The organism is Georgenia sp. Z2081 (assembly GCF_055326445.1).
The window spans coordinates 40321-63589 of the sequence record NZ_JBUZNK010000013.1 but is presented as its reverse complement, the minus strand read 5'-3'; the positions used below and the strand labels follow the sequence as shown (position 1 = coordinate 63589).

The following is a 23269-nucleotide window of genomic DNA, read 5'->3' as shown; positions in this document are numbered from 1 at the left end:
GGAGAACGTCATGCCTCGAATGAGAGCGGTCGACGCCGCGGTGGCCATCCTCGAGAAGGAGAACGCCACCCAGGCCTTCGGCCTCCCGGGCGCCGCCATCAACCCGCTGTACGACGCCATGCGCAAGCACGGCGGCATCCACCACGTCCTGGCCCGCCACGTCGAGGGCGCCTCGCACATGGCCGACGGCTACACCCGCGCCGAGCGCGGCAACATCGGCGTCTGCATCGGCACCTCCGGCCCGGCCGGCACCGACATGATCACCGGCCTGTACGCCGCGTGGGCCGACTCGGTGCCGATCCTGTGCCTCACCGGCCAGGCGCCCGTCGCGAAGCTCGACAAGGAGGACTTCCAGGCGGTCGACATCGCCTCGATCGCCGCACCGGTGACGAAGATGGCGAAGACCGTCCTCGAGGCCGCACAGGTCCCCGGCGTGTTCGCCAAGGCGTTCCAGCTCATGCGCTCCGGTCGTCCGGGCCCGGTGCTCATCGACCTCCCGCTCGACGTCCAGCTCGCCGAGATCGAGTTCGACCCGGACACCTACGAGCCGCTGCCCGTGCAGCAGCCCGCCGCCACCCGCCGCCAGGTGGCCAAGGCGCTGGACATGCTGCAGGCCGCCGAGCGGCCGCTCGTGGTCGCGGGCGGGGGCATCGTCAACGCCGGCGCCGAGGCGGAGCTCGTCGAGCTCGCCGAGACGCTGAACATCCCGGTCGTCTCCACCCTCATGGGGTGGGGCGCCATCGCGGACGACCACCCGCTGTCCGCGGGCATGGCGGGCATCCAGACGTCGCACCGCTACGCCAACGCGACCTTCCTCGAGTCCGACTTCGTCCTCGGGGTCGGCAACCGGTGGGCCAACCGGCACACCGGCGGCCTCGAGGTCTACCGCCGCGGTCGCACGTTCGTCCACGTCGACATCGAGCCGACGCAGATCGGCCGCGTCTTCGCGCCCGACTACGGCATCACGTCCGACGCCGGGGCCTTCCTGCGCAGCGCGGTCGAGATCGCCAAGGAGCGCAGGGCCGCCGGCTCGCTGCCGGACTACGCGGCGTGGGTCGCCGACTCGCAGCAGCGCAAGAGCACGCTGCAGCGCAAGACGAACTTCCCCGAGACGCCCATCAAGCCGCAGCGCGTCTACCAGGAGATGAACCGGGCGTTCGACCGGGACACCGTCTACGTGACGACGATCGGCCTGTCGCAGATCGCCGGCGCCCAGTTCCTCCACACCTACGCCTCGCGGCACTGGATCAACGCCGGACAGGCCGGCCCGCTGGGCTGGACCGGTCCCGCCGCCCTCGGGGTCGCGACCGGAGTGCCGGACAAGAAGGTCGTCGCGCTGTCGGGCGACTACGACTTCCAGTTCATGCTCGAGGAGCTCGCGGTGGGCGCGCAGCACCACCTGCCGTACGTCCACGTGGTCGTCAACAACGCCTACCTGGGGCTCATCCGCCAGTCGCAGCGCGCGTTCGACATGGACTACCACGTGTCCCTGGCCTTCGAGAACATCAACTCGACCGAGCACGGCGGCTACGGCGTCGACCACGTCAAGGTGGCCGAGGGGCTGGGCTGCAAGGCGATCCGGGTCTCGGACCCCGACGACCTCGAGTCCGCGTTCACCAAGGCGCAGGCGATGGCGGAGGAGTCCCGCGTGCCCGTCGTCGTCGAGGTCATCCTCGAGCGGGTCACCAACATCTCCATGGGGGCCGAGCTCGACGGTGTCAACGAGTTCGAGGAGCTCTCGCTGTCGGCCACGGACTCGCCCACGGCGACCGCCCTGCTCGACTGACGTCCACGCTGCCTGCCGGCTCCGGCCCGGCGGGTGAGGTGCCGATCAACCTGACGAGTGAGCGGCAATCTGTCTCTATGTCGAGACAGATTGCCGCTCACTCGTCGTCACATCTCGTAGAGACCGAGCCCGCGCCGACCCAGCTCCTCGGCGAGGACGCGGACGACGATGCCGAGACGCTCGGCGGGGTGGTCGACGAGCTCGATCCGCACGTGCGGCGACGGTCCGAGGACGTCGACCGCCCGGCGCTGTCGGTCCGTGCGGGCACGCTCGACGACGCCGCCGGGCGTGACGAGGTCGACGAGGACCACCACCGGCGGGCGTCGACGGACCGAGCCCGTCACCGCGCGCTCCGCGAGGTGCCGCCCCTGGCGCCCGGACCGGCCCATGTTCCGGAGGAGCCAGATGCCGGCGACCTCGACGACGTCGGCACCGTGCGCGACCGGGAGCGCGCCCACGCGCACACCCCTGATCTCCTCCCAGGGGATGTCGATCCCACCCGGACCGGTCACGCCGGCGGTGGTGACGAGCAGCTGGATCGCCTCCTCGCCGAGCGTGCGTCGACGGGCCTGCTGGACGATCCCCACGCCGAGGACCCCGATCGCGCCGACGACGTGGAGGAGCACGGTCCCGATGACCAGCACCGGTACGGGGGACCAGGGCATCTCGACCTGCAGGGGGCCGACGGGCGGCGGGTCGATCGCGTCGACGAGGGCGCCGATGAGCAGCGCGGTGAGCACCAGCGCGGGGACCAGGAGCATGGCGTAGAGGACGATGCGGCCGGTGGTCGCCTCCCGGTCCGGGCCCAGCCCCGCGATGACGTGCCCGCGGCCCGGTGGCGACGCCGGGCACGGCTCACGGAGCCCGTCTCGCTCGTGCGCGGGGGGACCGGCGTGCGGGGGCGGGGAGGGGGCCATGGCGCTCCGGCTCTCAGGGACGGCGTTCGGGCGGGTGGACGCCACGATCGTCGTGGATCGTCGTCCTCCGCGGCGCCGTCCGGACGGGGAGTTCGGCCCGGGTCGGCATCATCGCTCCCACGGCCGACAGCCGGTCGCGTTCGTTAGGCTCGCACGATGAGCATCGTTATCGGAGGCGTGCGGGCGGTAGGCCCGACCCCGGTGCGATTGCCGCGAGAGTTCTTGGCCGCGTGACTCACGACGACTCATCCGGCCGATCCTCGCGGGCAGAACACTCACAGTCTCCCGCACCGACGGCCGAGGAGGGCGCGGCGACAGAGCCGACTCGGCCCTGGCCCCCCGGATCCGTCCAGCCTGCTCGCCCCCGGGTGCAGTGGCTCGACTCCGCGCGAGGCTTTCTCGTCATCCTCGTCGTCGTGGGACACGCGCTCTTCTTCATTGGCCGATACGACATGGCGGTCCCCGAGCTCGAGCCTGCGGTGCGAGTGGCGCAGGTGATCCGCATCCCCGCCCTGTTCCTCCTCTCCGGGGTCCTCTTCCGTCACGCCGCCACGCGCTCGTGGCGGACGGTTCTCGGTACCCGGATCGTTCCGATGGTGTGGGTGCTGGGCGTGTGGCTGCTCGTCGAGCTCCTGGTTCGAAGCTCGCGCTTCTCGGCCGACGTGGCGATGCCGTACGGGCCCGTGCGTTGGATGGCCGACCAGGTCCTGCTTCCCGAGGACTACCTGTGGTTCATCTGGTCGCTCGCCGTCATGACGTTGGTGGCGCGCCTCCTGCGCTCCCACCCGGTGCTCCTCGGGGCCGTAGCTGTGGCGATGGTGCTGATCCCGGTCTACCCGGACCTCGGCAGGCAGACGGAGCCGTTCTTCACGCAGGCGCCCTTCTTCTTCGTCGGCTTCCTCGTTGCGCCTGTCCTGCGTGTTCGGCAGCGGTGGCTCGCTTTGGCGGGTGCCCTCTCCGTGCTCTGTTTCGTCCCGCTCGCCGTCGCCCGCAACGAGTTCGGTCTCGTGCTCACTACCGTCCAGATTGACGGCCTCCTGCTGGTGGTCCTGGGACTTCCGGCGGTCGCGCTCCTGGGGATCGTGCTGTCCCGACTCCCCGGGGGCGGGATGTGGAGCTGGCTGGGGCGGCGCACCCTGGCGATCTACGTGGCTCACATGCCGCTGCTTCTTGTGGCGATGTGGCTGCTGGTCGGGCCGGCGTACCCCCTCGCCGAGCCGCGCCCCGGACTCGTCTTCGTCGTCCTCGTCGTATACGCGGTCGGCCTCTCTGTGCTGCTTCACGTCGTGTGCGACAGGCTGCCGTTCGACGGGATCCTGGCCGAGCCGCGGTGGCTGCGCCGCCTGGTGCTCGGTGACGGGGGCAGTGGGGCGTCCGCCCGGTCGACTCGCGTCGTCGCGTCCGCACCGGCGGACCCGCCCGACGTGGCGGACACGCCCGACGCGGCCAGCTCGCCCGACGCGGCCGACCGGGCAACTCGCGAGCGACGGGGCCCCCCGTCCGGTTGACGCCCCCGGGCCGCGGTGAGCGCCGCTGCGAGCCTCAGGACGAGGACGTTCGCGCGGCGGACCGGACCGAACCTGGTGTCTGCCCGACCGTCCGGACGAACGCCCGGCTGAACGCCGCGTCGGAGCGGTAGCCGAGCTCGGTGGCGACCTGCGAGGCCGTCGCCGTGCCCGAGGCCAGGCGCTCCTGCGCGATCCGCATCCGCCACCGCGTGACGTAGCCGTTCGGGGTCTCGCCCACGAGCTCGGCGAACCGTGCGGCGAACGTCGACCGGGACATCGTCGCCGTGCGCGCGAGCCGTTCCACGCTCCAGTGCCCCCCGGGGTCGGCGTGGACGGCGTCGAGGGCCCGCCCGATCCGCTCGTCCTGCAGGGCGGTGAGCCAGCCGTCACGCACGGCGTCGTCGCGGGCCAGCCAGTCCCGGATGACCTGGACCACGAGGATGTCGGCGAGGCGCGTCGCGACCGCCTCGCCACCCGGGCGCGGGCGGGTGAGCTCGTCGACCATGAGCCGCAGCGTGTCCCGGATCGCCGATCCGATCGGCGAGCCGTCCCCCTCGGCGACCAGTACGGCCGGCAGCCTGGTCGTCAGCTCGCGCGCCGCCGGCTCGTCGAACGCGACGACGCCGCAGACCAGCTGTGTGCGCGCGCCGCCGCCACCGTGCTCGAGCACCGAGTAGTGCTCGCCGAACCAGCGCTGCGGGAGGTCCTCGACGGGCCGCGGCGTGCCGGCGCCATCGACGCCGGCCACCACGTGCCCCCGACCGTGCGGGACGAGCGCCAGGTCCCCGGCCGCGAGCTCGACCGTCTCGCCGCCCTCGAGCTCGAGCCGGCACGCCCCCGAGGTGACCACGTGGAAGCTGAGCGAGTCAGGGACCGTCGGCATCCGTAGCGCCCAGGGTGCGGTCAGGTCGGAGCGCGTGTGGAGCAGGCCGCGCATCCGCAGCGTCTGCAGGGCGCGCGCCAGCCGGTCGTGCGTCTCCCAGGGCCGCGTCGTCATGGCGTCGATCCTTGCGCATTCCGCCCGGGGCTGTGGGCGCATCCGGACGATCGGGCAAGGAAACGGGCGGAACGGGGCTGGGAACGCCATGTGTCGGCTCCTAGCGTCGAGGTCGCCGTCCCGGGAGCGCCGGGGCGCCGACCACCACGAGGGAGCACGCCATGTATGTCATCGCCGGAGTGACCGGACGCGTCGGAGGAGCGGCCGCGCGCCGCCTGCTCGAGGCGGGGGAGGAGGTACGGGTGCTCGTTCGCCGCGAGCCCGATGCTGCGCGCTGGCGCGCGGCGGGCGCCGACGTCCGGCTCGTCGACCTCGCGGACCGCGCCGGCCTGACCGACGCCCTGCGCGGCGCGGACGCGATGTTCGTCCTGCTGCCGTTCGACCTGGGGGCCGACGACCTCGAGAGTCACGCCGACGCGCTCGTCCGCTCGATCGCCGGGGCCGTCACCGACGCCGACGTGCCGCGCGTCGTCATGCTCTCCTCCGGCGGCGCCGACCTCCCCTCGGGGACCGGGCCGATCGCCGGGCTGCACCGCCTGGAGGAGGCGCTGCGCGGGGCGACGATCCTCACGGCGATGCGCTCCGGGCACTTCCAGGAGAAGGTCGCCGACGTCCTCGAGGTCGCGCGCGCCGAGGGTGTCTGTCCGGTCCTCGCGCGCTCGGCGGACGTGCCCGTCGCGATGGGCGCGACCGCGGATCTCGGCGAGGTCGCCGCCGATCTGCTGCGGGCGCCGATCGGGGCGAGCGAGGTGGTCGACGTGCTCGGGCCCGAGGTCACCGAGCGGGAGGTCGCCGCCGAGCTGGGTCGGGCCCTCGGGCGCGATTTGCACGTCGCCCTCGTGCCCGAGTCCGCCTGGGCGGACACCCTCGAGGGTGCTGGGTTCGCGCCGCACGTGGCGCAGAGCCTCGCCGAGCTCTACCGCGCGGATGCGCGCGGGCTGTTGGCGCCCCGCGGTCACCGCACGGTCCGGGTGACGACGCCGGTCGGGGCGACGATCGACGCCCTCGTCGGCGTGGTCGTCCCGTGAGCGCCGGCTCCGCCGCGCTCGTCGCCGCCACGGTGGGCAACGGGTTGACGGCCGGCCTGTTCCTCGGGTTCACCTGCGCGGTGATGCCGGGCCTGGCCAGGGTCGACGACGCCGCGTTCGTCGCCTCGATGCGCTCGATCAACCGGGCGATCCAGAACCCGCTGTTCGGCCTGGTGCTCGTCGGCACGCCGCTCGCGATCGTGGCGGCCACCGTTGCGCGCCCCGCATCGCCCTGGCTCCTCGCGGGCCTGGTGGCGACGGCGGCGACGCTCACGATCACCTTCGCGCGCAACGTGCCCCTCAACGTCGCGCTCGACCGGGCGTCCGGCGGCAGCCCCGCGCAGCTCGCCGCCGCGCGCACCGCGTTCGACCGGCCGTGGCGGCGGTGGAACGTCCTGAGGACGCTGACCGGTACGGCGGCGACGGCCTTGCTCGCGATGGTCCTGAGCGTCAGTCCTGGTCAGGCGTCCGGGTAGTGCGGGTTCGCGCCCTGCGCGCGCTCGTCCTCCTCGAGCCCCCGGATCTGCCTGCCGACCATGTTCCACATGTACGCGGCCACGCCGAGGCCGAGGACGCCGACGGCGAGGAGCACCCACCGCACCGGCGGCTCGAACACGAGCAGGGCCAGCGCGATGACGACGAGGTCGCCGACGACCATCGCACCCACCATGTAGTTCCTGGTGCGCCTCCGCACGGCGGTGGAACCGGTGGCTGCGGCGCGGCCCGCCGGCGCATGCGCGGCGCCCGACCCTCCGACCGGGGTGTGACCCGCCCTGCCTGGGTCGGTGCCGCCGCCGGTGGACGGGTGCGACCCGTCGGCGCGCCCGCGGTGGACGGGCGCGTCGGGGCCCCAGTTGTCGAGCGGGTCGTTTCCGGTGGTCATGGCGGTCTCCTGTCAGCGGGGCGTGGTCAGCGCGTCGAGCACGCGGGCGGCGGCGTCCCCGTTGCCGTACGGGGTGGCGTCCGTGTCCGCCGGGCGTGGGCGTGTGGCGGCGGCGAGCAGGGCGTCGCCCGGCTCGACGAGCACGTTCCAGCCGAGCTCGACGGTCTCGACCCACTCGGTCTCGGTGCGCACCGTCGTGCACGGGGTGCGCAGGAGGAACGCCTCCTTCTGCAGCCCGCCGGAGTCGGTGACCACGCCGCGCGCCCGGTCGGCGACCGCCACGAGGTCCCGGTACCCGAGCGGGGTGCGCGTCCGCAGCGAGCCGACTGACAGGTCGATGCCGGCCGCCTCGGCCTTCGCCACCAGGCGCGGGTGCGCGAGCAGCAGGACCGGCGCGTCGAGCCCGGCCAACGACGCCACGATCGCGCGCAGCCGCTCCGGGTCGTCGGTGGACTCCGCGCGGTGGATCGTCGCGAGGTAGAAGGCGCCGTCGTCGAGGCCCTCGTCCTCGAGGGCACCGGGCCGGGCGTCGCCGACGGCGGCGCGTGTCGCGAGCAGCACGTCGGTCATCACGTCGCCGACCACCACGGTGCGGTCGGCCAGGCCCTCGTCGGCGAGGTGGCCGGCGGCGACCTTGGTCGGTGCGAGCAGCAGGTCGGCCGCGTGGTCGGTGAGCACGCGGTTGATCTCCTCGGGCATGCGCCGGTTGAACGAGCGCAGCCCCGCCTCGAGGTGGGCGATCGGGACGTGCAGCTTCGCGGCCGAGACGGCGCCGGCGAGCGTGGAGTTCGTGTCGCCGTAGACGAGGACCCAGTCGGGGCGGTGCTCGGTGAGGACCTCGTCCATCGCGGCGAGCATCGCTCCGGTCTGCTGACCGTGGCTGCCGGACCCGACCCCGAGGTGGACGTCCGGTGCCGGGATCTCCAGCTCGGAGAAGAAGACGTCGGACAGCAGCGGGTCGTAGTGCTGGCCCGTGTGCGCGATGACGTGCTCGACCCCGCGGCGCGCGCACTCGTGCGCGATCGGGGCGAGCTTGACGAACTGGGGGCGGGCACCGACGACGGAGAGGATCTTCACGGTCACCGAGCGTAGCCGGGCGGAGTCGGGGTGAGGTGCCCTTGGTCGGCGCATCGGCCCGGTGCGTGCGGGAGCATCGTCGCTCTCAGTCGTCCACGCGGTGCTCCCAGTAGCCGGGGCGACGCCTCTCGTGGGCGTAGGCCACGACGACGACCTCGTCGTCGGTCAACAGCACAGCTGATGTCGTAGGGGAAGCCCGCGACGCTACGGGAGTAGATCTGCGGTGCGCGTCTGTGGTTTCGGTAGAAGCCCCATGTGATCGACGGGTCGATGACCTTGTCCCACTCGGCGTCGATGGTGGCCTGGTCCGCACCCGCCTCCTGATCCACGCTGAGCAGGAGCTGGTGAGCAGCCTCCAGGCGCTCCTCGGCATCGAGGGACGTGCCCGCCTCGATGTGGCCGGCCAGCTTCGATGTCATGCGGCAAGCGTGCGGCGGAGCTCCGAGGGCAGCCAGGGGCGCAGGTCGCCGGAGAGGCGATACGGGACCGGGCGGGGCCGCCGGCCAGGTAGTTTCGACCTATGCGCGTCGTCGTGGTCACCACCTGGTTCCCCACCTCCCTCGCCCCGAGCTCGGGGTCGTTCGTCGTGCGCGACGCGCACGCGATGGCCTCGCGCGGCGACACGGTCGACGTCGTCCACCTCGTGCCCGCGCACCAGGACGACGGCACCCGGCACGTCCGCCACGAGGGCCTCAAGGTGCTGCGGCTGCCGATGACCCCCTCGCGCCCCGACCAGATCGCCCAGGTCGCGGCCGCGCTGCCCGCGATCCTCGACGGCGCCGACGTCGTCCACACCACGGCGATCTCCGCGCTCCTGCCGTTCTCGGTCGGCCGCCCGCGCGCGCCCTGGGTCCACACCGAGCACTACTCCGGTCTCACCAGCCCGGAGAACCTCGGGCTCGGCACCCGCGCCGTGCTCCCGCTCGTCCGCAGCCTGCTGGGCAGGCCCGACGTCGTCACCGCCGTCTGCGACTTCCTCGCCCGCCCGATCCGCGCCGTGCGGGGCGAGGCACCCACCGTCGTCGTGCCCTGCATCGTGCCGCCGCTCGCAGACGTGCCCGAGCGGCCCGCACCGGACGGCGAGCTGCGGCTGGTCAGCGTCGGCGGGCTCGTCGAGCGCAAGGACCCGCTGCTCGCCGTCGACGTCGTCGCCGAGCTCGGCCGTCGCGGGCATCCCGCGCACCTCACGCTCGTCGGCGACGGTCCGCTGACCGGCGCGGTCCGTGACCGCGCCGACGAGGTCGGCGTGGCCGAGCGGATCCACCTCACCGGCACCCTCGACCGCGACGGCGTGCTCGAGCAGCTCGCCGCCGCCGACCTCTTCCTCGGCCCGACCCGAGGGGACAACTTCTTCGTCTCCTGCGCCGAGGCCCTCGTCGCGGGCCGCCCCGTCGTGGTCGGCTCGACCGGCGGCCAGGGGGAGTACATCGACCCGCGCGTCGGGGAGCTGGTGGACCGCCAGGAGGCGGGCGCGTACGCGGACGCGGTCCAGGACGTCCACGACCGCACGGCCGACCTCACGGCGGCCGAGGTCGCCGCGACGATCGGGGAGAGGTTCTCCGTGCCCACCGTGGCGACGGGCTACGCGGGCGCCCACGCGCTCGCGGCGGACGTCCGCGCCGGCCGATGAGCACGGGCGGGCCGATGAGCTCCGAGCTGCCCGGCGCCGGCCGGACGATGGTCTTCCACGCGCCCTACCCGCTCGGCGAGGGCTCGACGTCGGGCTCCGGCATCCGTCCGGTGCGCATGCTCGGTGCGTTCCGCGAGCTGGGGTACGACGTGATCGAGGTGACCGGGCACGGCAAGGAGCGCGCGGCCGCCGTGCGCGATCTCGCCCGGCGGCTCAGGGGCGGGCTGCGGGTCGACCTCGCCTACGGCGAGTCCTCGACGATGCCGACCGTGCTGACCGAGCCGCACCACCTGCCGACCCACCCCGTCGTCGACCTGCGGCTCGCTCGGCTGCTGCGCCGTCACGGCGTGCCGACGAGCGTCTTCTACCGGGACATCTACTGGCGCTACCCCGAGTACACCGAGCGCGTGCACCCGGTCGTCGCGGCCGGGACCCGCACGCTCTACCACGCCGAGCTGCGGGCCTACCGCCGGCTGCTCGACCGGGTCTACGTCCCGTCGCGGGAGATCGCCGCGCACGTCCCGCACCTGCGCCCCGACCAGATGGCGCCGCTGCCGCCGGGCGGCGCGATCCGCGACGTCCCGCGCACCGACGTCTCCCGCACCGACGGCCCGCTGACGATCCTCTACGTCGGCAACGTCACCTCCTACTACCGGATGCACGAGCTGCTCCGGGCCGTGCGGGACACCCAGGGCGTCCACCTCCTGCTGTGCACGCCCGAGGACTCGTGGGCCGCGGCCCGCGCGGAGTACGCCGACGTGCTCGGCGACCGGGTCGAGGTCGTCCACGAGCGCGGCGACGGGCTCCTGCCCCTGTTCGGCCGGGCGGACCTGTGCTCGATCGTCGTCGAGCCGTCGGAGTACCGGGACTTCGCCGCCCCGGTCAAGCTCTACGAGTACATCGGCCACGGCAAGCCGGTGCTCGCCACCACGGGCACGCTCGCGGGACGCACCGTCCAGGGCGGCGGCCTGGGCTGGACGGCCGACTACGACGCCGAGGACCTCGGGTCGGTCCTCGCTCGTCTGCGCGACGGCCCCGCCGAGCTCGACGCCGTGGCCGCGCACGTGCGCGACGCCCGCCACGAGCACACGTGGGCCGCCCGTGCGCGCGAGGTCGCGGCCGACCTCGCGGGACTCGACCGGCGGGGCTGACACCGCCCGGGGCGCCTACCATGGGAGCCTCGCCGCACCGACTCGAGAGGACCCTCATGCGTATCGCCGTCGTCGCCCTGGGAAAGATCGGGCTGCCGCTCGCCGTGCAGTTCGCCGACGCCGGGTACGAGGTGATCGGCGTCGACATCAGCTCCTCCACCGTCGACGCGGTCAACGCCGCACGGGAGCCCTTCCCCGGCGAGGCGCACCTCCAGGACAAGCTCACCAAGCTCGTCCCGGCCGGCCGCCTGAAGGCCACCACCGACTACGCCGAGGCGATCCCCGGGGCCGACGCGATCGTGATCGTCGTCCCGCTGTTCGTCGACGACGCCACGTGGGAGCCCGACTTCGACTGGATGGACGCCGCCACGCGCTCGCTGGCCGAGCACCTCACGCCCGGCACGCTCATCTCCTACGAGACCACGCTCCCGGTCGGCACCACCCGTAACCGGTGGAAGCCGCTCATCGAGGAGCTCTCCGGCCTCACCGAGGGCACCGACTTCCACCTCGTGTTCAGCCCCGAGCGCGTGCTCACCGGCCGCGTGTTCGAGGACCTGCGCCGCTACCCCAAGCTCGTCGGCGGCCTGACCGAGGAGGGCACGCGCCGCGCCATCGAGTTCTACGAGGCCGTCCTCACCTTCGACGAGCGCCCCGACCTGGCGCGCGCCAACGGCGTGTGGGACATGGGAGGCGCCGAGGCCGCGGAGATGGCCAAGCTGGCGGAGACGACCTACCGCGACGTCAACATCGGCCTCGCCAACCAGTTCGCCCGCTACGCCGACACGGTCGGCATCGACGTCATGACGGTCATCGAGGCGTGCAACTCCCAGCCGTTCAGCCACATCCACCGCCCGGGCATCGCCGTCGGCGGCCACTGCATCCCCGTCTACCCCCGCCTGTACCTGTCGACCGACGCCGACGCCACCATCGTGCGCACCGCCCGCCAGCTCAACGCCTCGATGCCCGCCTACGTCGTAGGTCGCCTGGAGTCCATGCTCGGCGACCTCACGGGCCGCCGCGTCGCCGTCCTCGGCGCGAGCTACCGCGGCGGGGTGAAGGAGACCGCGTTCTCCGGCGTCTTCGAGACCGTCACCGAGCTGCGCGCCCGCGGGGCCGAGGTGGGCGTCCACGACCCGATGTACACCGACGAGGAGCTGGCCGGTTTCGGCTGGACGCCCTTCCACCTGGGCGAGACCGTCGACGCCGCCGTCGTCCAGGCGGACCACGCCGAGTACAAGGACCTGACCCCGGCGGACCTGCCGGGAGTGCGGATCCTCGCCGACGGCCGCAACGTCACCGACCCCGCGCTCTGGGCCGGGACCCCTCGCGTGACGGTGGGCGGCGGGCAGTAGTTGGACCCCAGCGGAGCCACGCTGGGAGGGATCGCCGGAACCTCGGCGCTCGCGCTCCTCGCCCTGCTCGGCCCCGGCCTCGCGATCGGCCACGCGTGGCTGGGGCTGCGCCGACTCACGCTCCTCGCCGCGGCGCTGCCGCTGACGTCGGGGCTCGTCGGCGTGCTCACGCTGCTCGTGCCCCCGCTCGGTCTGCCGTGGACGGCGACGACCGCGCTCATCCTGCTCGCCGTCGCGATCGCCGCCGTCTCCACGCGCGTCCGACGACGCCGCACGATCACGGGAGGGCCGCTCGGGGCGGCCGACCCTGACCCGGACCTCGGTCCCGGCGACCGCCTCGTCACCGGCCTGGCGCTCGTCGGCGCACTCGTCGTCCTGCTGGCGGTGGTCTCCTCCGGGCTCGGCGGGCTCGGTCTCGGGCAGCCGATCGAGCATCGCGACGCGATCTTCCACTACTCCGCGACCGCCCTCGTCTCCTCCGGGGACGGCAGCCCGTTCCCGCTGGGCGGGCTGGACGCGCTCTTCCCCGGCGAGAGCGGCGTCTACTACCCCTCGCTGTGGCACGGCCTCGTGGCGCTGCCGGCTCTCGCGTCCGACCCCGTCGTCGCCTCCCACGTCGTCGTGCTCGTCGTCGCCTGGTCGTTCCTCGTGGGGGTCGCCGCCCTCGCCAGGGCCGCCGCGCCGCGCGTGCCCTACGCCGCCGGCCTCGCCGTCGTCGTCGCGTCCGCGTCCGTCGCCTTCCCCTACTACTCCATGCACTTCCACGGCCAGTGGCCGTGGGCCCTGTCGTTCGTCCTCACGCTGCCGACCCTCGTCCTCGGCCTGCGCTGCGCCGCCCGCCCACGGGACGCGCGCGCCTGGGTGGCGTTCGGCGTTGCCGGGCTCGGCGCCACGCTCGCCCACGGCTCGGCGCCGGCCGTCGTCGTCGTTGGCGCCACCGCGTGGGGCATGGCGCTGCTCGCCCGCGGGATCGGTCGCGGACCCGCCCCGCACCGGGTCGGCTCCGGCCTCGCCGTTCTCGCGCTCCCGCTGCTCGTCGCCGCGCTCGCGTGGATCGCCGTGACCACGGTGCCGCTGCTGTCCTCGATGGGCGACTTCGAGCGGATCTCGCTCGACCAGCGCGGCGAGGTGACCCAGACCCTGCAGTACGCGGTCCCGGTGCCGCCGCTGACCGGGGTCCAGGACCCGGCCTGGGTGCTCACGGCGCTGGCCGCCCTCGGCCTGCTCGTCCTCGTGCAGCACGTGCGGGGCCGGTGGATCGTCGCGACGGCGGTGCTCCTGCTCGTGCTGCGGGTCCTCGCCGCCGGGCCCGACGGTCCGCTACGTGACCTCACGGCGCTCTGGTACAAGGACTACGACCGCCTCGAGGCGCTCCTCGTCGCCCCGATGGCGGTGCTCGCCGGCGCCGGCGGGGCCGGCCTCGTCGCCATCGTCCGGAGGCTCGTCGCCAGGGGGTTCGGCGGCCGCGGCGTCGCACGGCACGGCGTGGGTCGGCACGGCGTGGCATGGCAGCAGAGCGAGGTGACCGTCCCGGCCGTCACTGCCCTGTCCCTGACCGCGGTCACCGCCGCCGTCGTGCTCGGGACCGGGGGCCTGCACGCACCGGTGTCCGCCGAGACCGTCCGGCAGGGGCCCCGCCAGGCGGTCCCGGACCGGCCGTACTCGATGGACGTGGGCGAGGCCGCGTGGCTCCGGTCGCTCGCCGGCGAGCTGCCCGAGGACGCCCGCGTGCTCGGCGCACCCGCGAGCGGCGCCGTCCTCGCCCCCGCGCTCGCCGGCTGGGACGTCGTGCCCCGGCCGCTGTACCCGGTGGCCGGGGACCCGGCCGACGAGCTCCTGTACGACCTCGAGCGGTTGGGGGAGGACCCGGGCGTCTGCGAGCAGGTCGCCGAGCTCGGCATCACCCACGTCTACCTCGACACCCCGGGCCACATGCTCCTGGGCTGGAGCTACCCGGACCAGCGCAGCCTGCCCGACGGCACGCTGCGCACGGTGGCCGCCCACGAGGACGCCCGGCTCATGGAGATCGCCGCCTGCGAGTGACCCCCGGACGGCGGGCGGTGTGATCAAGGCGACCGGACCCCGGCACGTCCGCGCGCGCGCCGCGCCCCACAATGGCGAGGCCGACCGAGAAGGAGAGCGATGACCTGGGCACAGTTCGCGGCGCCGACGACCCTCATGCTGGTGACGTCGATCCTGCCCGGCACCCTCATGCTCCTCGCCGTCGGCGTCCGGGGCCTGCTCGCCGTCGGGGGCGGCGCCGTCCTCACGATCTCCGCGGCCGGCGGGCTCGGCATCGTCTACGACCTCATCGCCGTCCCGTACACGACGGGCACCCAGGCGATCGGGCTGTTCCTCTGCGTCGGTCTGGCCGCCGCCATCGGGCACGGCCTCGGCACCGCACCGTGGGTCCGGGGCCCGCGAGCCCGGCCGATCGTCCAGCCCGTCCCGCTCGGCCGCACCGCGACCGCGGTCCTTGCCGCCATGGTGATCGTCGGCACGATCGTCCACTGCGTGAGCCTGGCCCGCGGCATGGTCGCCCCCGGTCAGCCCGTCCAGACCTGGGACGGCGTCTTCCACCTCGGAGCGATCCGCACGATCGCCGACACCGGCAACGCCTCGGTCCTCGGTGGGCTCGCCCCCATGTACGACGAGCTGACGAGCCCCTTCTACCCGGCCGTCTGGCACGGGTTCGTCGCGGTCGCCCCCGGGTTCGACCTCCCCTCCACCGCGGCCAACGCCTCCTCGTTCGTCATGGGCCCGATCTGGCTCCTCTCGAGCGCCGCGCTCGCCCGCGTCGTGTGGCCGCACCGACCGGCGGCGGCGGTCGCCGCCCCTCTGGTGGCGGCCTCCTTCGTCACGACGCCCGTCGTCCTGCTCGGGGTCGTCTCGCTCTGGCCCTATGCGGCGGCCCACGTCGGCATGCCCGGCCTGCTCGCGCTCGTCGCCCTGGCGGTGCGGCAGCTGCCGCACGCCGGCCCGACGACGGCGCTCGCCGTGCCCGCCCTCGTCGGCTTCCTCGGGGTCGGCCTCACGCACGGGTCAGCGGCGTTCACGATGATCCTGCTCGCCGGGCCGCTCGTGGCGGTGGGCATCTACCGGGCGTCGAGGCACGCGTGGCTCGCCGGCCACCGCAGACCGGTGTACATCACGCTCGGTGTCCTCGCCGCCGGGCTGGTCGCCGTCGTGGTCGCCCTGACCGTCTTCCCGGTCCTCGACATGGTGCTCGGCTTCGAGCGCGGCGGGCAGGACTCCTACTGGCCCGTCGTCGGCCAGCTGCTCATCGACAACCCGATGGTCTACAGCTACGACTGGGCGCAGTCCCTCGGCCAGGTCGTCGTCACCGCCCTGACCGTGGTCGGCGTCGTCGCCGCGTTCGGTCTGCGATCGGGCCGCTGGGTCGCCGTGGGCTGGGCGTGCGCCATCGTGCTCACGCTGCTGACCGCCGGCCCGGAGGACAACCCGCTGCGCGCGATCGGCGGGTTCTGGTACACGCAGCCGAGCCGCGTCGTCGTGCTCGTCGCACTCATGGCCGTGCCGCTCGCGGCGCTCGGCGCCTCCGTCGTGGCGCGCTCGCTCGCGGCGCTGTGGGCCTCGGCGACCGGCCGCGGGACGACCCTGCACGACGTCGACCTGGCCGAGGTCGACGCCGAGGTCGAGGCAGCCGGACGGGCGGACGATCGCACCGCCGGGACCCTCAACGATCGGGGGCGCGGTTCGGTGTCCCGTCCCGTGCTCGTCGCGCTGGTGGCGGTCCTCGGCGTTGTCGTGCTCGCCACCGGCGGCCTGCGCGCCGACCTGAGGACGCAGAACATCGTCAACGCCTACGTCCCCGACCGCATCGCCTGGGGCACCATGCTCAGCCAGGAGGAGATCGACCTCGTCACGCGCGCGGGCGACGTGCTGCCCGACGACGCCGTCGTCATCGGCGACCCCTTCTCCGGTGCCGGCTACCTCTACTCGCTCGGTGGCGTCAACGTGCTCTACCGCCAGCTCGGCCAGTGGGACAGCGAGGAGCTCACCACCCTGGGGTCGAGCTTCGACGACATCTACACCGACCCCGAGATCTGCGAGATCGTCCGCGACCTCGGCGTCACCCACGTGTACACCGACACGGACCCGCGCGGCCCCCAGGAGGACCAGCAGAAGTACTCCTACCGGACCGAGGGGCTGGCCTACGTGCAGCCCGCCGAGGGCTTCGAGCTCGTCGACAGCGCCGGGAGCACGTCGATCTGGCGACTCACCTACTGCGACGACGTATCGGTCGCGGGGGCCGACGACGGATGACCTGGGCGCAGATGCTGCCCGGGCTGATCGCGATGACAGTGCTCATGGTGGCCCCCGGGTGGCTGATGCTGCGCCTCCTCGGCCTGCGCGGGCTCGTCGCGCTCGGCCCCGCCGCCACCCTGACGATCGCCCTGTCGGCCGGGTGGGCGGTCGTCCTCGGGGCCGTCGGCGTCCCCTGGAGCCTCGGCACCCTCGCAGTCGGTCTGCTCCTCGCGGCCGGTGCGTGCGCGGGCCTGGGGCACCTGCTCGGCACCGCGCCGTGGCGCGGCGCGGGCGAGGCGGAGGAGACCGAGCGGGCGGGGCCGGCGCCCGAGGCCCGCGGGTTGCGCACCCCGCCCGTGGCACGGCGGGGGCGACCGCGCGGGCCGGGCGGCGCGACGGTCCTGCTCCCGGCCCGCGGCGTCGTCCTCCAGCCGCTGCGCCTGGCGCGGCCCCACCTGTTGCTGCTCCTCGTTGTGGCGGCCGTCGCCACCGGCCTGTACGTGCTGGCGATGGCCCGCGGCATCGGCGTCCCCGAGCGGCCCAGCCAGGTGTGGGACGGGGTGTTCCACCTCAGCGCGATCCAGGCCGTCCGCGAGCACGGCGACGCCTCCTCCTTCGGCGGCCTGGCCCCGCTGTACGACTACGGGTACGCGCCGTTCTACCCGGCGGGCTGGCACGGCATCGTCGCCGTCGTCCCGTTCCTCGGATCGGTCCCGGCGGCGGTCAACGCCTCGATCCTCGTCGTCGGCGTGCTGTGGACCCTGTCGATCACCGGCCTCGTGCGAGCGACCTGGCCGCGCCTGCCCGTCGCGGCCGCCCTCGTGCCCGCGCTCGCGCACTCCTTCCTCGCGCTGCCCGTCGGGCTCATCACGCAGATGGGCCAGTTCCCCTACACGTACGCCCACGTCCTGCTGCCCGGGCTCCTCACCCTCGTGGTGCTCGCGGTGCGCAACCTGCCCGACGTGCGCGCGACCGCCGCGCCCGCCCTCCCGGCGGCGGTGGCGGCGTTCGGCCTCGCGCTGGTCCACGGCTCCGTCTGGTTCTCCACCCTCCTGCTCATCCCCCCGCTGCTCGTCGCCACGGCTGCGGGGGCGTTCCGGCGCCTGCGGCACACCGGCGCGCGCCTCCCGCTCGCCGTCGCCGCGTGGTCCGCCCTGGGGATCGCCGTGCTTGCCTCGGTCCCGCTGCTCGCCGGCGAGGTCGTGGAGTCGGTGCAGGCCTTCGAGCGCGAGGGCGACGACGGCTACCGGTGGATCCTCACCTCCCTGCTCGTCGACCGACCCCTGCGGTCCTTCGGCGGGTACGACCTCGGCGGCGTCGCCACCGTGGTCCAGGTGGTCGTCGCCGGCCTCGCGATCGGCGGCGCCGTCCTCGTGTGGTGGCTGCACCGCGGGCGGTGGCTCGCCGTCGGGCTCGTCACGAGCGTCGCGCTCACCGCGATCTCCTGGGGGCCCGCGGACCACCCGCTGCGCTGGGCGACCGGGGTCTGGTACTCGGAGACCATGCGGCTCGACGCGCTCGTGATCGTCTGCGCCGCGCCGCTGGCCGCGGCGGCGCTCGCCGTGCTCGTGCGCGACGGCGTCGCTCTGGTGCGCGGGGCTCGCCAGCGGGAGGGCGGGACCGCGCGGCAGGGTGCGCCCGTCCGGCAGGGTGCGGCGCTCCGCGAGGCGGTCGTGGCGGGCGTGGTCGTCCTCGCGATGGTTCTCGCCTCCGACGGCCTGCGCAGCACCGTGCGCACCTACCACGCGGTCGAGAGCTTCGTGCCCGAGCACCTCACCTTCCGGATGCTCGCGAGCGACGCCGAGCTCGAGCTCTTCCGGCGCGCGGGGGAGGAGCTGCCGGACGACGCCGTCGTCCTCGGGGCCCGGTTCCGGGGGACGCCCTACCTGTACTCGCTGGGCGGCGTCGACGTCGTCTACCCGCACCTGGCGGGCCCCCGTTCCCCGGACGGACGGCTGCTGCAGGCGGGCATCGACCAGATCGGCACCGACCCGGAGGTGTGCGCGGCCGTCGAACGTCTCGGCGTCACCCACCTCTACACGAACACGCGGGACACCGGCCCCGGTCCCTGGCACCAGATGTCGCCGCTGGGAGACGCCACGCTGTTCAACTTCCGCCCCGGCGAGGGGTTCGAGCTCCTCGACACCGGTGGGCTGGGCGAGCTGTGGGAGATCACCGCCTGCGCCTGACCAGGGCACTGCCACGCGCATACGCCTGCCACGCGCATACGCCTGCCACGCGTTTACGCCTGCCATGCGCCTGCGCCTGCCACGCGCGGGGCGTCCGCGCGGATAGCCTGACACCATGGCTGTCCTCATCACCGGCGGTGCCGGCTACATCGGCGGGCACGTGGTCGCCCAGCTCCGGGAGCGCGGTGAGGACGTCGTCGTCGTCGACGACCTGAGCACCGGCATCGCCGAGCGGATCGACGGCGTCACCCTCGTCACGCTCGACCTCGCCGACGACGGGGCCGAGGAGCTCCTCGCCAAGGTGATGGCGGAGCGGAAGATCGACGCCGTCGTGCACTTCGCCGGCCGCAAGCAGGTGGGGGAGTCCGTCGAGCGCCCCACCTGGTACTGGAAGCAGAACGTCGGAGGCCTGCTGACCGTCGTGCGCGCGATGGAGTCCAGCGGCTGCCGGCGGATCGTCTTCTCGTCCTCGGCCTCGGTGTACGGCATCTCCGAGGACGACCTGCTCACCGAGACCGCGCCCACCCAGGCGCTGAGCCCCTACGGCCGCACCAAGCTCGTCGGGGAGCAGATTCTCGACGACGCCGCCACGGCGGGCACGCTCGACCCGATGTCGCTGCGCTACTTCAACGCCGCCGGCGCCGCCGGGCCGCTGCTCGGCGACACCGCGGTCCAGAACCTCATCCCCATGGTCCTCGAGCGGCTCGACGCGGGCGAGCCGCCGCGGATCTTCGGGGACGACTACCCCACGCCCGACGGCACGTGCGTGCGCGACTACATCCACGTCGTCGACCTGGCCCGCGCCCACCTCCTCGCGCTCGACCACCTCGCCGGGGCCGACGAGCGGCGCGCGGCGGGGGAGCCCGCCTCGCCGACGGTGGTCAACGTGGGCACCGGGGTGGGCAGCTCCGTGCGCGAGGTGCTCGCCGCGGTGCGCGAGGTGACGGGCGACGAGACGGAGCCCGTGGTGGCCCCGCGGCGTCCGGGCGACCCGCCCAGGTCCGTGGCCGACGTGACGCTGGCCCGTGAGCTCCTCGGTTTCACCGCCGAGCTCGGCCTGGACGACATGGTCGCGTCGGCCTGGAAGGCGTGGCGGAGCCGGTGAGCGCCGGCCGGTCCGGTGACCGGGACGGCGGCCGGGACGACCCGGCGGGCGCGGCGAGGGCCGACGTCCAGGTCGTGACGATCGCCTACCACCCCGAGCCGGACGAGCTCGCGACCTTCGCCGCCACGCTCGCGGGCGCCACCACCGCGCGCGTGCGCCTGACGATCGTCGACAACGGGCGGGCCCCCGAGGTCGTCGACGAGGTCGCGGCGGCCCACGGCGCCGAGGTCGTGCGCCCGGGCGCCAACCTCGGGTACGGCACAGCGGCCAACCTCGGGGCGCGCGGGGGCGAGGAGCCGTGGCTCGTCGTCGTCAACACCGACGTCGAGTGGCGCGCGGGCTCGCTCGACGCGCTGCTCGCGGCGGGGGAGCGCCACGCCCGCGCGGGGGCGCTCGGGCCGACGATCCTCAACCTCGACGGGACGGTCTACGCCTCGGCGCGCGCGCTGCCGAGCCTCGTGGTGGGTGGCGGTCACGCGGTGCTCGCGCCGGTCTGGCCGGGCAACCCGTTCACCTCCCGGTACCAGCAGCGCTCCGGGCTGGGAGCCCGCGAGGACCGGGCCGTCGGCTGGCTCTCCGGCGCGTGCCTGCTGCTGCGGCGCTCCGCGTTCGTCGAGGTCGGCGGCTTCGACGAGGGCTACTTCATGTTCTTCGAGGACACCGACCTCGGGGACCGCCTCGCGCGGGCCGGCTGGGACAACGTCTACGTCCCGTCCGCGCGCGTCGTCCACGACCAGGGCGCGAGCTGGCGCGAGCGGCCGGCGCCCATGGTGCGTGCGCACCACCGCAGCGCGGAGCGCTACCTGCGCGCCCGGTACGACGCCTGGTGGCAGCTGCCGGTGCGGGCCGCCCTCGCGGGCGGCCTGCGCGCCCGCGCCCGCCTCCTCACCCGCCACTCCGGCGAGTGAGGGGATTCTTCGTGACGAATGAGGGGAGTTCTCCTCACGAATGAGGGGGGTTCTTCGGTCATTGATCGGTCGCTGGGCTCGGCGCACCCGTTGACCGGCCTCACGTCGCGCCAGCTCCTCAGGCCCGCCCGACGCATGTCCGTCCACAGCCACGAGGCACGGGCGGGCAGCAGGTGGCCCGTGCGCGCAAGTGTCTCGCCGTGCCCTTCTTCGACGACAGACGCGGTCTCCATCTCCCGACCCTGCTCTCCGAGCATCGGCACCGGATCGGCTCCACCCTGGCTCCGCCGGAGCCAGGCCATGAGCGCCTCCTGGTCCGACGCGCGACGGCGGTCGACCTCCCGGAGGACCAACCGACGTACGAACGCCGCGCCTCGATCATCGCCGCACGAGCAGTCGCCGTCAGCCGGCGCACCACGACGAGGCACGCCCTGAGTCACACGTCGGCCGCCCTTCTCCACGGTCTACGCATCCGCTCGTTCCCGGTCCTCCCGGAGCTCACCGCGCCGAGTCACACGAGCACCCGGGACACTCCGGACCATGTGCGGCACACCCTTCCGCTGCCCGACGAGGACATCGTCGAGATCGACGGCGTACCTGTCACCTCGATGGACCGCACGATCATCGACCTGTCCCGGTTCACCGTCCCGCTCGATGCGCTCGTCAGCGCCGACCACGCCCTCGCCCTCGGCAGCGCCGTCGACCGCTTCGACCGGGCCGGGACCGAGAGTCGCGCCCGAGCGATCCGCACCCGGTGGCGTCGCCGCCTCGAGAACCTCCCGGTGCGCGCCCGCGGCGCCCGGTCCGCACGGAGCGTGATCGACTGGTCCGTCGCGTGGTCCGAGTCCGCGCGCGAGACGTGGTTGCGATGGGTGGTCCTCACCTGGGGGCGTCGGGACGTCGTCGCCCAGTGCCCCGTCGTCGTGCCCGGCACCACCTACTTCACCGACCTGGCCCTCCGAGACGGGCTCCTGCCGGACGGATCTCCGCGATGGTCCCACCAGGAGTACGACGGCGAGGGCAAGTTCGGCATGACCGGGCTCGAGCGACGGACCGTGCTCCACGAGCAGGAGCGCCGTGAGCGCGCCATCACCGCGCTCGGTCACGATGTCGTCCGGTTCGATCGCGACGACGGCATCTCGGCGACCGACGCAGTTCGACGCATCAGAGCGACGCTCCGGCACTCGCTCGAGCATCCGCTCGAACCCGTCGCCGATCTACTACCGCGCCGGTCCCAGCTTGCTCGTACGCGGTGGACGGCTCCCGAACCGATCGTCCTCCGCCAGGACTGACCAACGCGCGTCGTCGAGCTCGAACCACACGGGACCGAGCGGTCTCCCACGCGTGGTGCGCCGCGGAGCCGGCCGAAGCAACGGTCCGGCTGCGTCGACCGTGAGGAAGACTCCCCTCATTCGTGAGGAAGTATCCCCTCACTCGTCGGGAGGTCGCGGTCAGTGGCCCTGCGCCGCGTACCTCGCCTCGACCGCCGCCTTCTGCGGCCGCCACCAGTCCTCGTTGTCCCGGTACCAGTCGATCGTGGCGCGCAGCCCCTCCTCGAAGCTCGTGAACCGCGGCTCCCAGCCGAGCTCGGTGCGCAGCCGGGTGGAGTCGATGGCGTAGCGCAGGTCGTGCCCGGGCCGGTCGGTGACGTGGTCGTAGTCGCCGGAGTCGCGGCCCATCTGCGTGAGGATGAGCTCGACGACCTCCTTGTTCGACCGTTCGCCGTCGGCCCCGATGAGGTAGGTCTCCCCGGGGGTGCCCTTCTCGATGATCGTCCACACGGCCGCGTTGTGGTCGTCGACGTGGATCCAGTCGCGCACGTTGGCCCCCGCGCCGTACAGGCGTGGGCGCACGTCGTCGATGAGGTTGGTGATCTGGCGGGGGATGAACTTCTCGACGTGCTGGTAGGGCCCGTAGTTGTTCGAGCAGTTCGAGATCGTCGCGGTGATGCCGAAGGAGCGTACCCAGGCGCGCACGAGCAGGTCCGAGCCCGCCTTCGTCGCCGAGTACGGGGAGGACGGGTTGTACGGGGTGCTCTCGACGAAGCGCTCAGGGTCGTCCAGCTCGAGGTCGCCGTACACCTCGTCGGTCGAGATGTGGTGCAGGCGCACACCGTGGCGACGCACGGCCTCGAGCAGCTGGAACGTGCCCACGAGGTTGGTGGTGACGAACGGGCTCGGGTCGCCGAGCGAGTTGTCGTTGTGCGACTCGGCGGCGAAGTGCACTACCAGGTCGGCCTCCGCCACGAGCGGGTCGACCGTGTCCCGGTCGGCGATGTCGCCCGTGACCAGACGGGTCCGCTCGACCCCGGCGAGGGAGGCGGTATGGCCCGCGTAGGTGAGCTTGTCGAGGACGGTGATCTCGGCGTCGGGCCGCTCGGCGACGGTGCTGCGCACGAAGTTCGCGCCGATGAAGCCGGCTCCGCCGGTGACGAGGATCTGCATGGTCTCTCCTGATCTTCGGTGGCGG

General features: G+C 73.7%; 18 protein-coding genes. 13 read left to right on the top strand and 5 right to left on the bottom strand.

Translation table 11 applies throughout. From position 1 onward, the window contains the following. Nucleotides 1-10: 10 nt before the first annotated feature. The gene (gene gcl, locus ACZLKG_RS14825; RefSeq protein WP_463649142.1) at nucleotides 11-1786 is read left to right on the top strand and encodes a glyoxylate carboligase; all 1776 of its coding nucleotides are present in this window, start codon (nucleotides 11-13) and stop codon (nucleotides 1784-1786) included. Nucleotides 1787-1893: 107 nt separating this feature from the next. Here gcl and ACZLKG_RS14820 read toward each other — a convergent pair whose 3' ends face one another. Beyond that, on the bottom strand, nucleotides 1894-2703 hold the full coding sequence (locus ACZLKG_RS14820; RefSeq protein WP_463649141.1) for a hypothetical protein: 810 nt from the start codon (nucleotides 2701-2703) through the stop codon (nucleotides 1894-1896). Between the two features lie 368 nt (nucleotides 2704-3071). Between ACZLKG_RS14820 and ACZLKG_RS14815 the strand changes: the two genes are divergently transcribed. Beyond that, on the top strand, nucleotides 3072-4211 hold the full coding sequence (locus ACZLKG_RS14815; protein ID WP_463649140.1) for an acyltransferase family protein: 1140 nt from the start codon (nucleotides 3072-3074) through the stop codon (nucleotides 4209-4211). Between the two features lie 34 nt (nucleotides 4212-4245). On the opposite strand, the gene ACZLKG_RS14810 is transcribed toward ACZLKG_RS14815, so the two are convergent. Then, the gene (locus ACZLKG_RS14810) at nucleotides 4246-5208 is read right to left on the bottom strand and encodes an AraC family transcriptional regulator (protein WP_463649139.1); all 963 of its coding nucleotides are present in this window, start codon (nucleotides 5206-5208) and stop codon (nucleotides 4246-4248) included. Between the two features lie 161 nt (nucleotides 5209-5369). On the opposite strand from ACZLKG_RS14810, the gene ACZLKG_RS14805 reads away from it, so the two are divergent. Together ACZLKG_RS14805 and ACZLKG_RS14800 are read left to right on the top strand one after the other, a co-directional pair. Beyond that, nucleotides 5370-6236, top strand: a complete 867-nt coding sequence (locus ACZLKG_RS14805) for an NAD(P)H-binding protein (RefSeq protein WP_463649138.1) — start codon at nucleotides 5370-5372, stop codon at nucleotides 6234-6236. Further along, nucleotides 6233-6712 (top strand): anthrone oxygenase family protein, encoded by a 480-nt coding sequence (locus ACZLKG_RS14800; RefSeq protein ID WP_463649137.1) that lies wholly within the window; start codon nucleotides 6233-6235, stop codon nucleotides 6710-6712. Before ACZLKG_RS14805 ends, ACZLKG_RS14800 begins: the two co-directional genes overlap by 4 nt. On the opposite strand, the gene ACZLKG_RS14795 is transcribed toward ACZLKG_RS14800, so the two are convergent. Both ACZLKG_RS14795 and wecB read right to left on the bottom strand, forming a co-directional pair. Then, nucleotides 6697-7119 (bottom strand): hypothetical protein, encoded by a 423-nt coding sequence (locus ACZLKG_RS14795; RefSeq protein WP_463649136.1) that lies wholly within the window; start codon nucleotides 7117-7119, stop codon nucleotides 6697-6699. The two genes, ACZLKG_RS14800 and ACZLKG_RS14795, sit on opposite strands and share 16 nt — an antisense overlap. 12 nt (nucleotides 7120-7131) lie before the next feature. Further along, nucleotides 7132-8196 carry a non-hydrolyzing UDP-N-acetylglucosamine 2-epimerase gene (gene wecB, locus ACZLKG_RS14790; protein WP_463649135.1) on the bottom strand — a complete coding sequence of 355 codons (1065 nt, stop codon included), beginning with the start codon at nucleotides 8194-8196 and terminating at the stop codon, nucleotides 7132-7134. Between the two features lie 520 nt (nucleotides 8197-8716). On the opposite strand from wecB, the gene ACZLKG_RS14785 reads away from it, so the two are divergent. The 9 genes from ACZLKG_RS14785 to ACZLKG_RS14745 all read left to right on the top strand — a co-directional run bounded on the left by ACZLKG_RS14785 (nucleotide 8717) and on the right by ACZLKG_RS14745 (nucleotide 22092). Continuing rightward, the gene (locus tag ACZLKG_RS14785) at nucleotides 8717-9826 is read left to right on the top strand and encodes a glycosyltransferase (protein ID WP_463649134.1); all 1110 of its coding nucleotides are present in this window, start codon (nucleotides 8717-8719) and stop codon (nucleotides 9824-9826) included. A gap of 14 nt (nucleotides 9827-9840) precedes the next feature. Next, entirely contained in the window at nucleotides 9841-10977 is a 1137-nt protein-coding gene (locus tag ACZLKG_RS14780) for a glycosyltransferase (protein WP_463649133.1), read from the top strand. 56 nt (nucleotides 10978-11033) lie between these two features. Next, nucleotides 11034-12329 carry a nucleotide sugar dehydrogenase gene (locus ACZLKG_RS14775; RefSeq protein ID WP_463649132.1) on the top strand — a complete coding sequence of 432 codons (1296 nt, stop codon included), beginning with the start codon at nucleotides 11034-11036 and terminating at the stop codon, nucleotides 12327-12329. Next, nucleotides 12330-14372 carry a DUF6541 family protein gene (locus ACZLKG_RS14770; protein WP_463649131.1) on the top strand — a complete coding sequence of 681 codons (2043 nt, stop codon included), beginning with the start codon at nucleotides 12330-12332 and terminating at the stop codon, nucleotides 14370-14372. A 99-nt stretch (nucleotides 14373-14471) separates the two neighbouring features. Beyond that, entirely contained in the window at nucleotides 14472-16616 is a 2145-nt protein-coding gene (locus ACZLKG_RS14765) for a DUF6541 family protein (RefSeq protein ID WP_463649130.1), read from the top strand. Continuing rightward, complete coding sequence (locus ACZLKG_RS14760) at nucleotides 16613-18787, top strand: DUF6541 family protein (protein ID WP_463649129.1); 2175 nt, start codon at nucleotides 16613-16615, stop codon at nucleotides 18785-18787. The genes ACZLKG_RS14765 and ACZLKG_RS14760 overlap by 4 nt, the downstream gene beginning before the upstream one ends. A gap of 115 nt (nucleotides 18788-18902) precedes the next feature. After that, nucleotides 18903-19892 carry a UDP-glucose 4-epimerase GalE gene (galE, locus tag ACZLKG_RS14755; protein ID WP_463649128.1) on the top strand — a complete coding sequence of 330 codons (990 nt, stop codon included), beginning with the start codon at nucleotides 18903-18905 and terminating at the stop codon, nucleotides 19890-19892. Then, entirely contained in the window at nucleotides 19889-20800 is a 912-nt protein-coding gene (locus ACZLKG_RS14750; RefSeq protein ID WP_463649127.1) for a glycosyltransferase, read from the top strand. Before galE ends, ACZLKG_RS14750 begins: the two co-directional genes overlap by 4 nt. A 542-nt stretch (nucleotides 20801-21342) precedes the next feature. Beyond that, complete coding sequence (locus tag ACZLKG_RS14745) at nucleotides 21343-22092, top strand: hypothetical protein (protein ID WP_425709206.1); 750 nt, start codon at nucleotides 21343-21345, stop codon at nucleotides 22090-22092. Between the two features lie 159 nt (nucleotides 22093-22251). Here ACZLKG_RS14745 and rfbB read toward each other — a convergent pair whose 3' ends face one another. Next, nucleotides 22252-23244 (bottom strand): dTDP-glucose 4,6-dehydratase, encoded by a 993-nt coding sequence (rfbB, locus tag ACZLKG_RS14740; RefSeq protein WP_425709205.1) that lies wholly within the window; start codon nucleotides 23242-23244, stop codon nucleotides 22252-22254. Nucleotides 23245-23269: the final 25 nt, after the last annotated feature.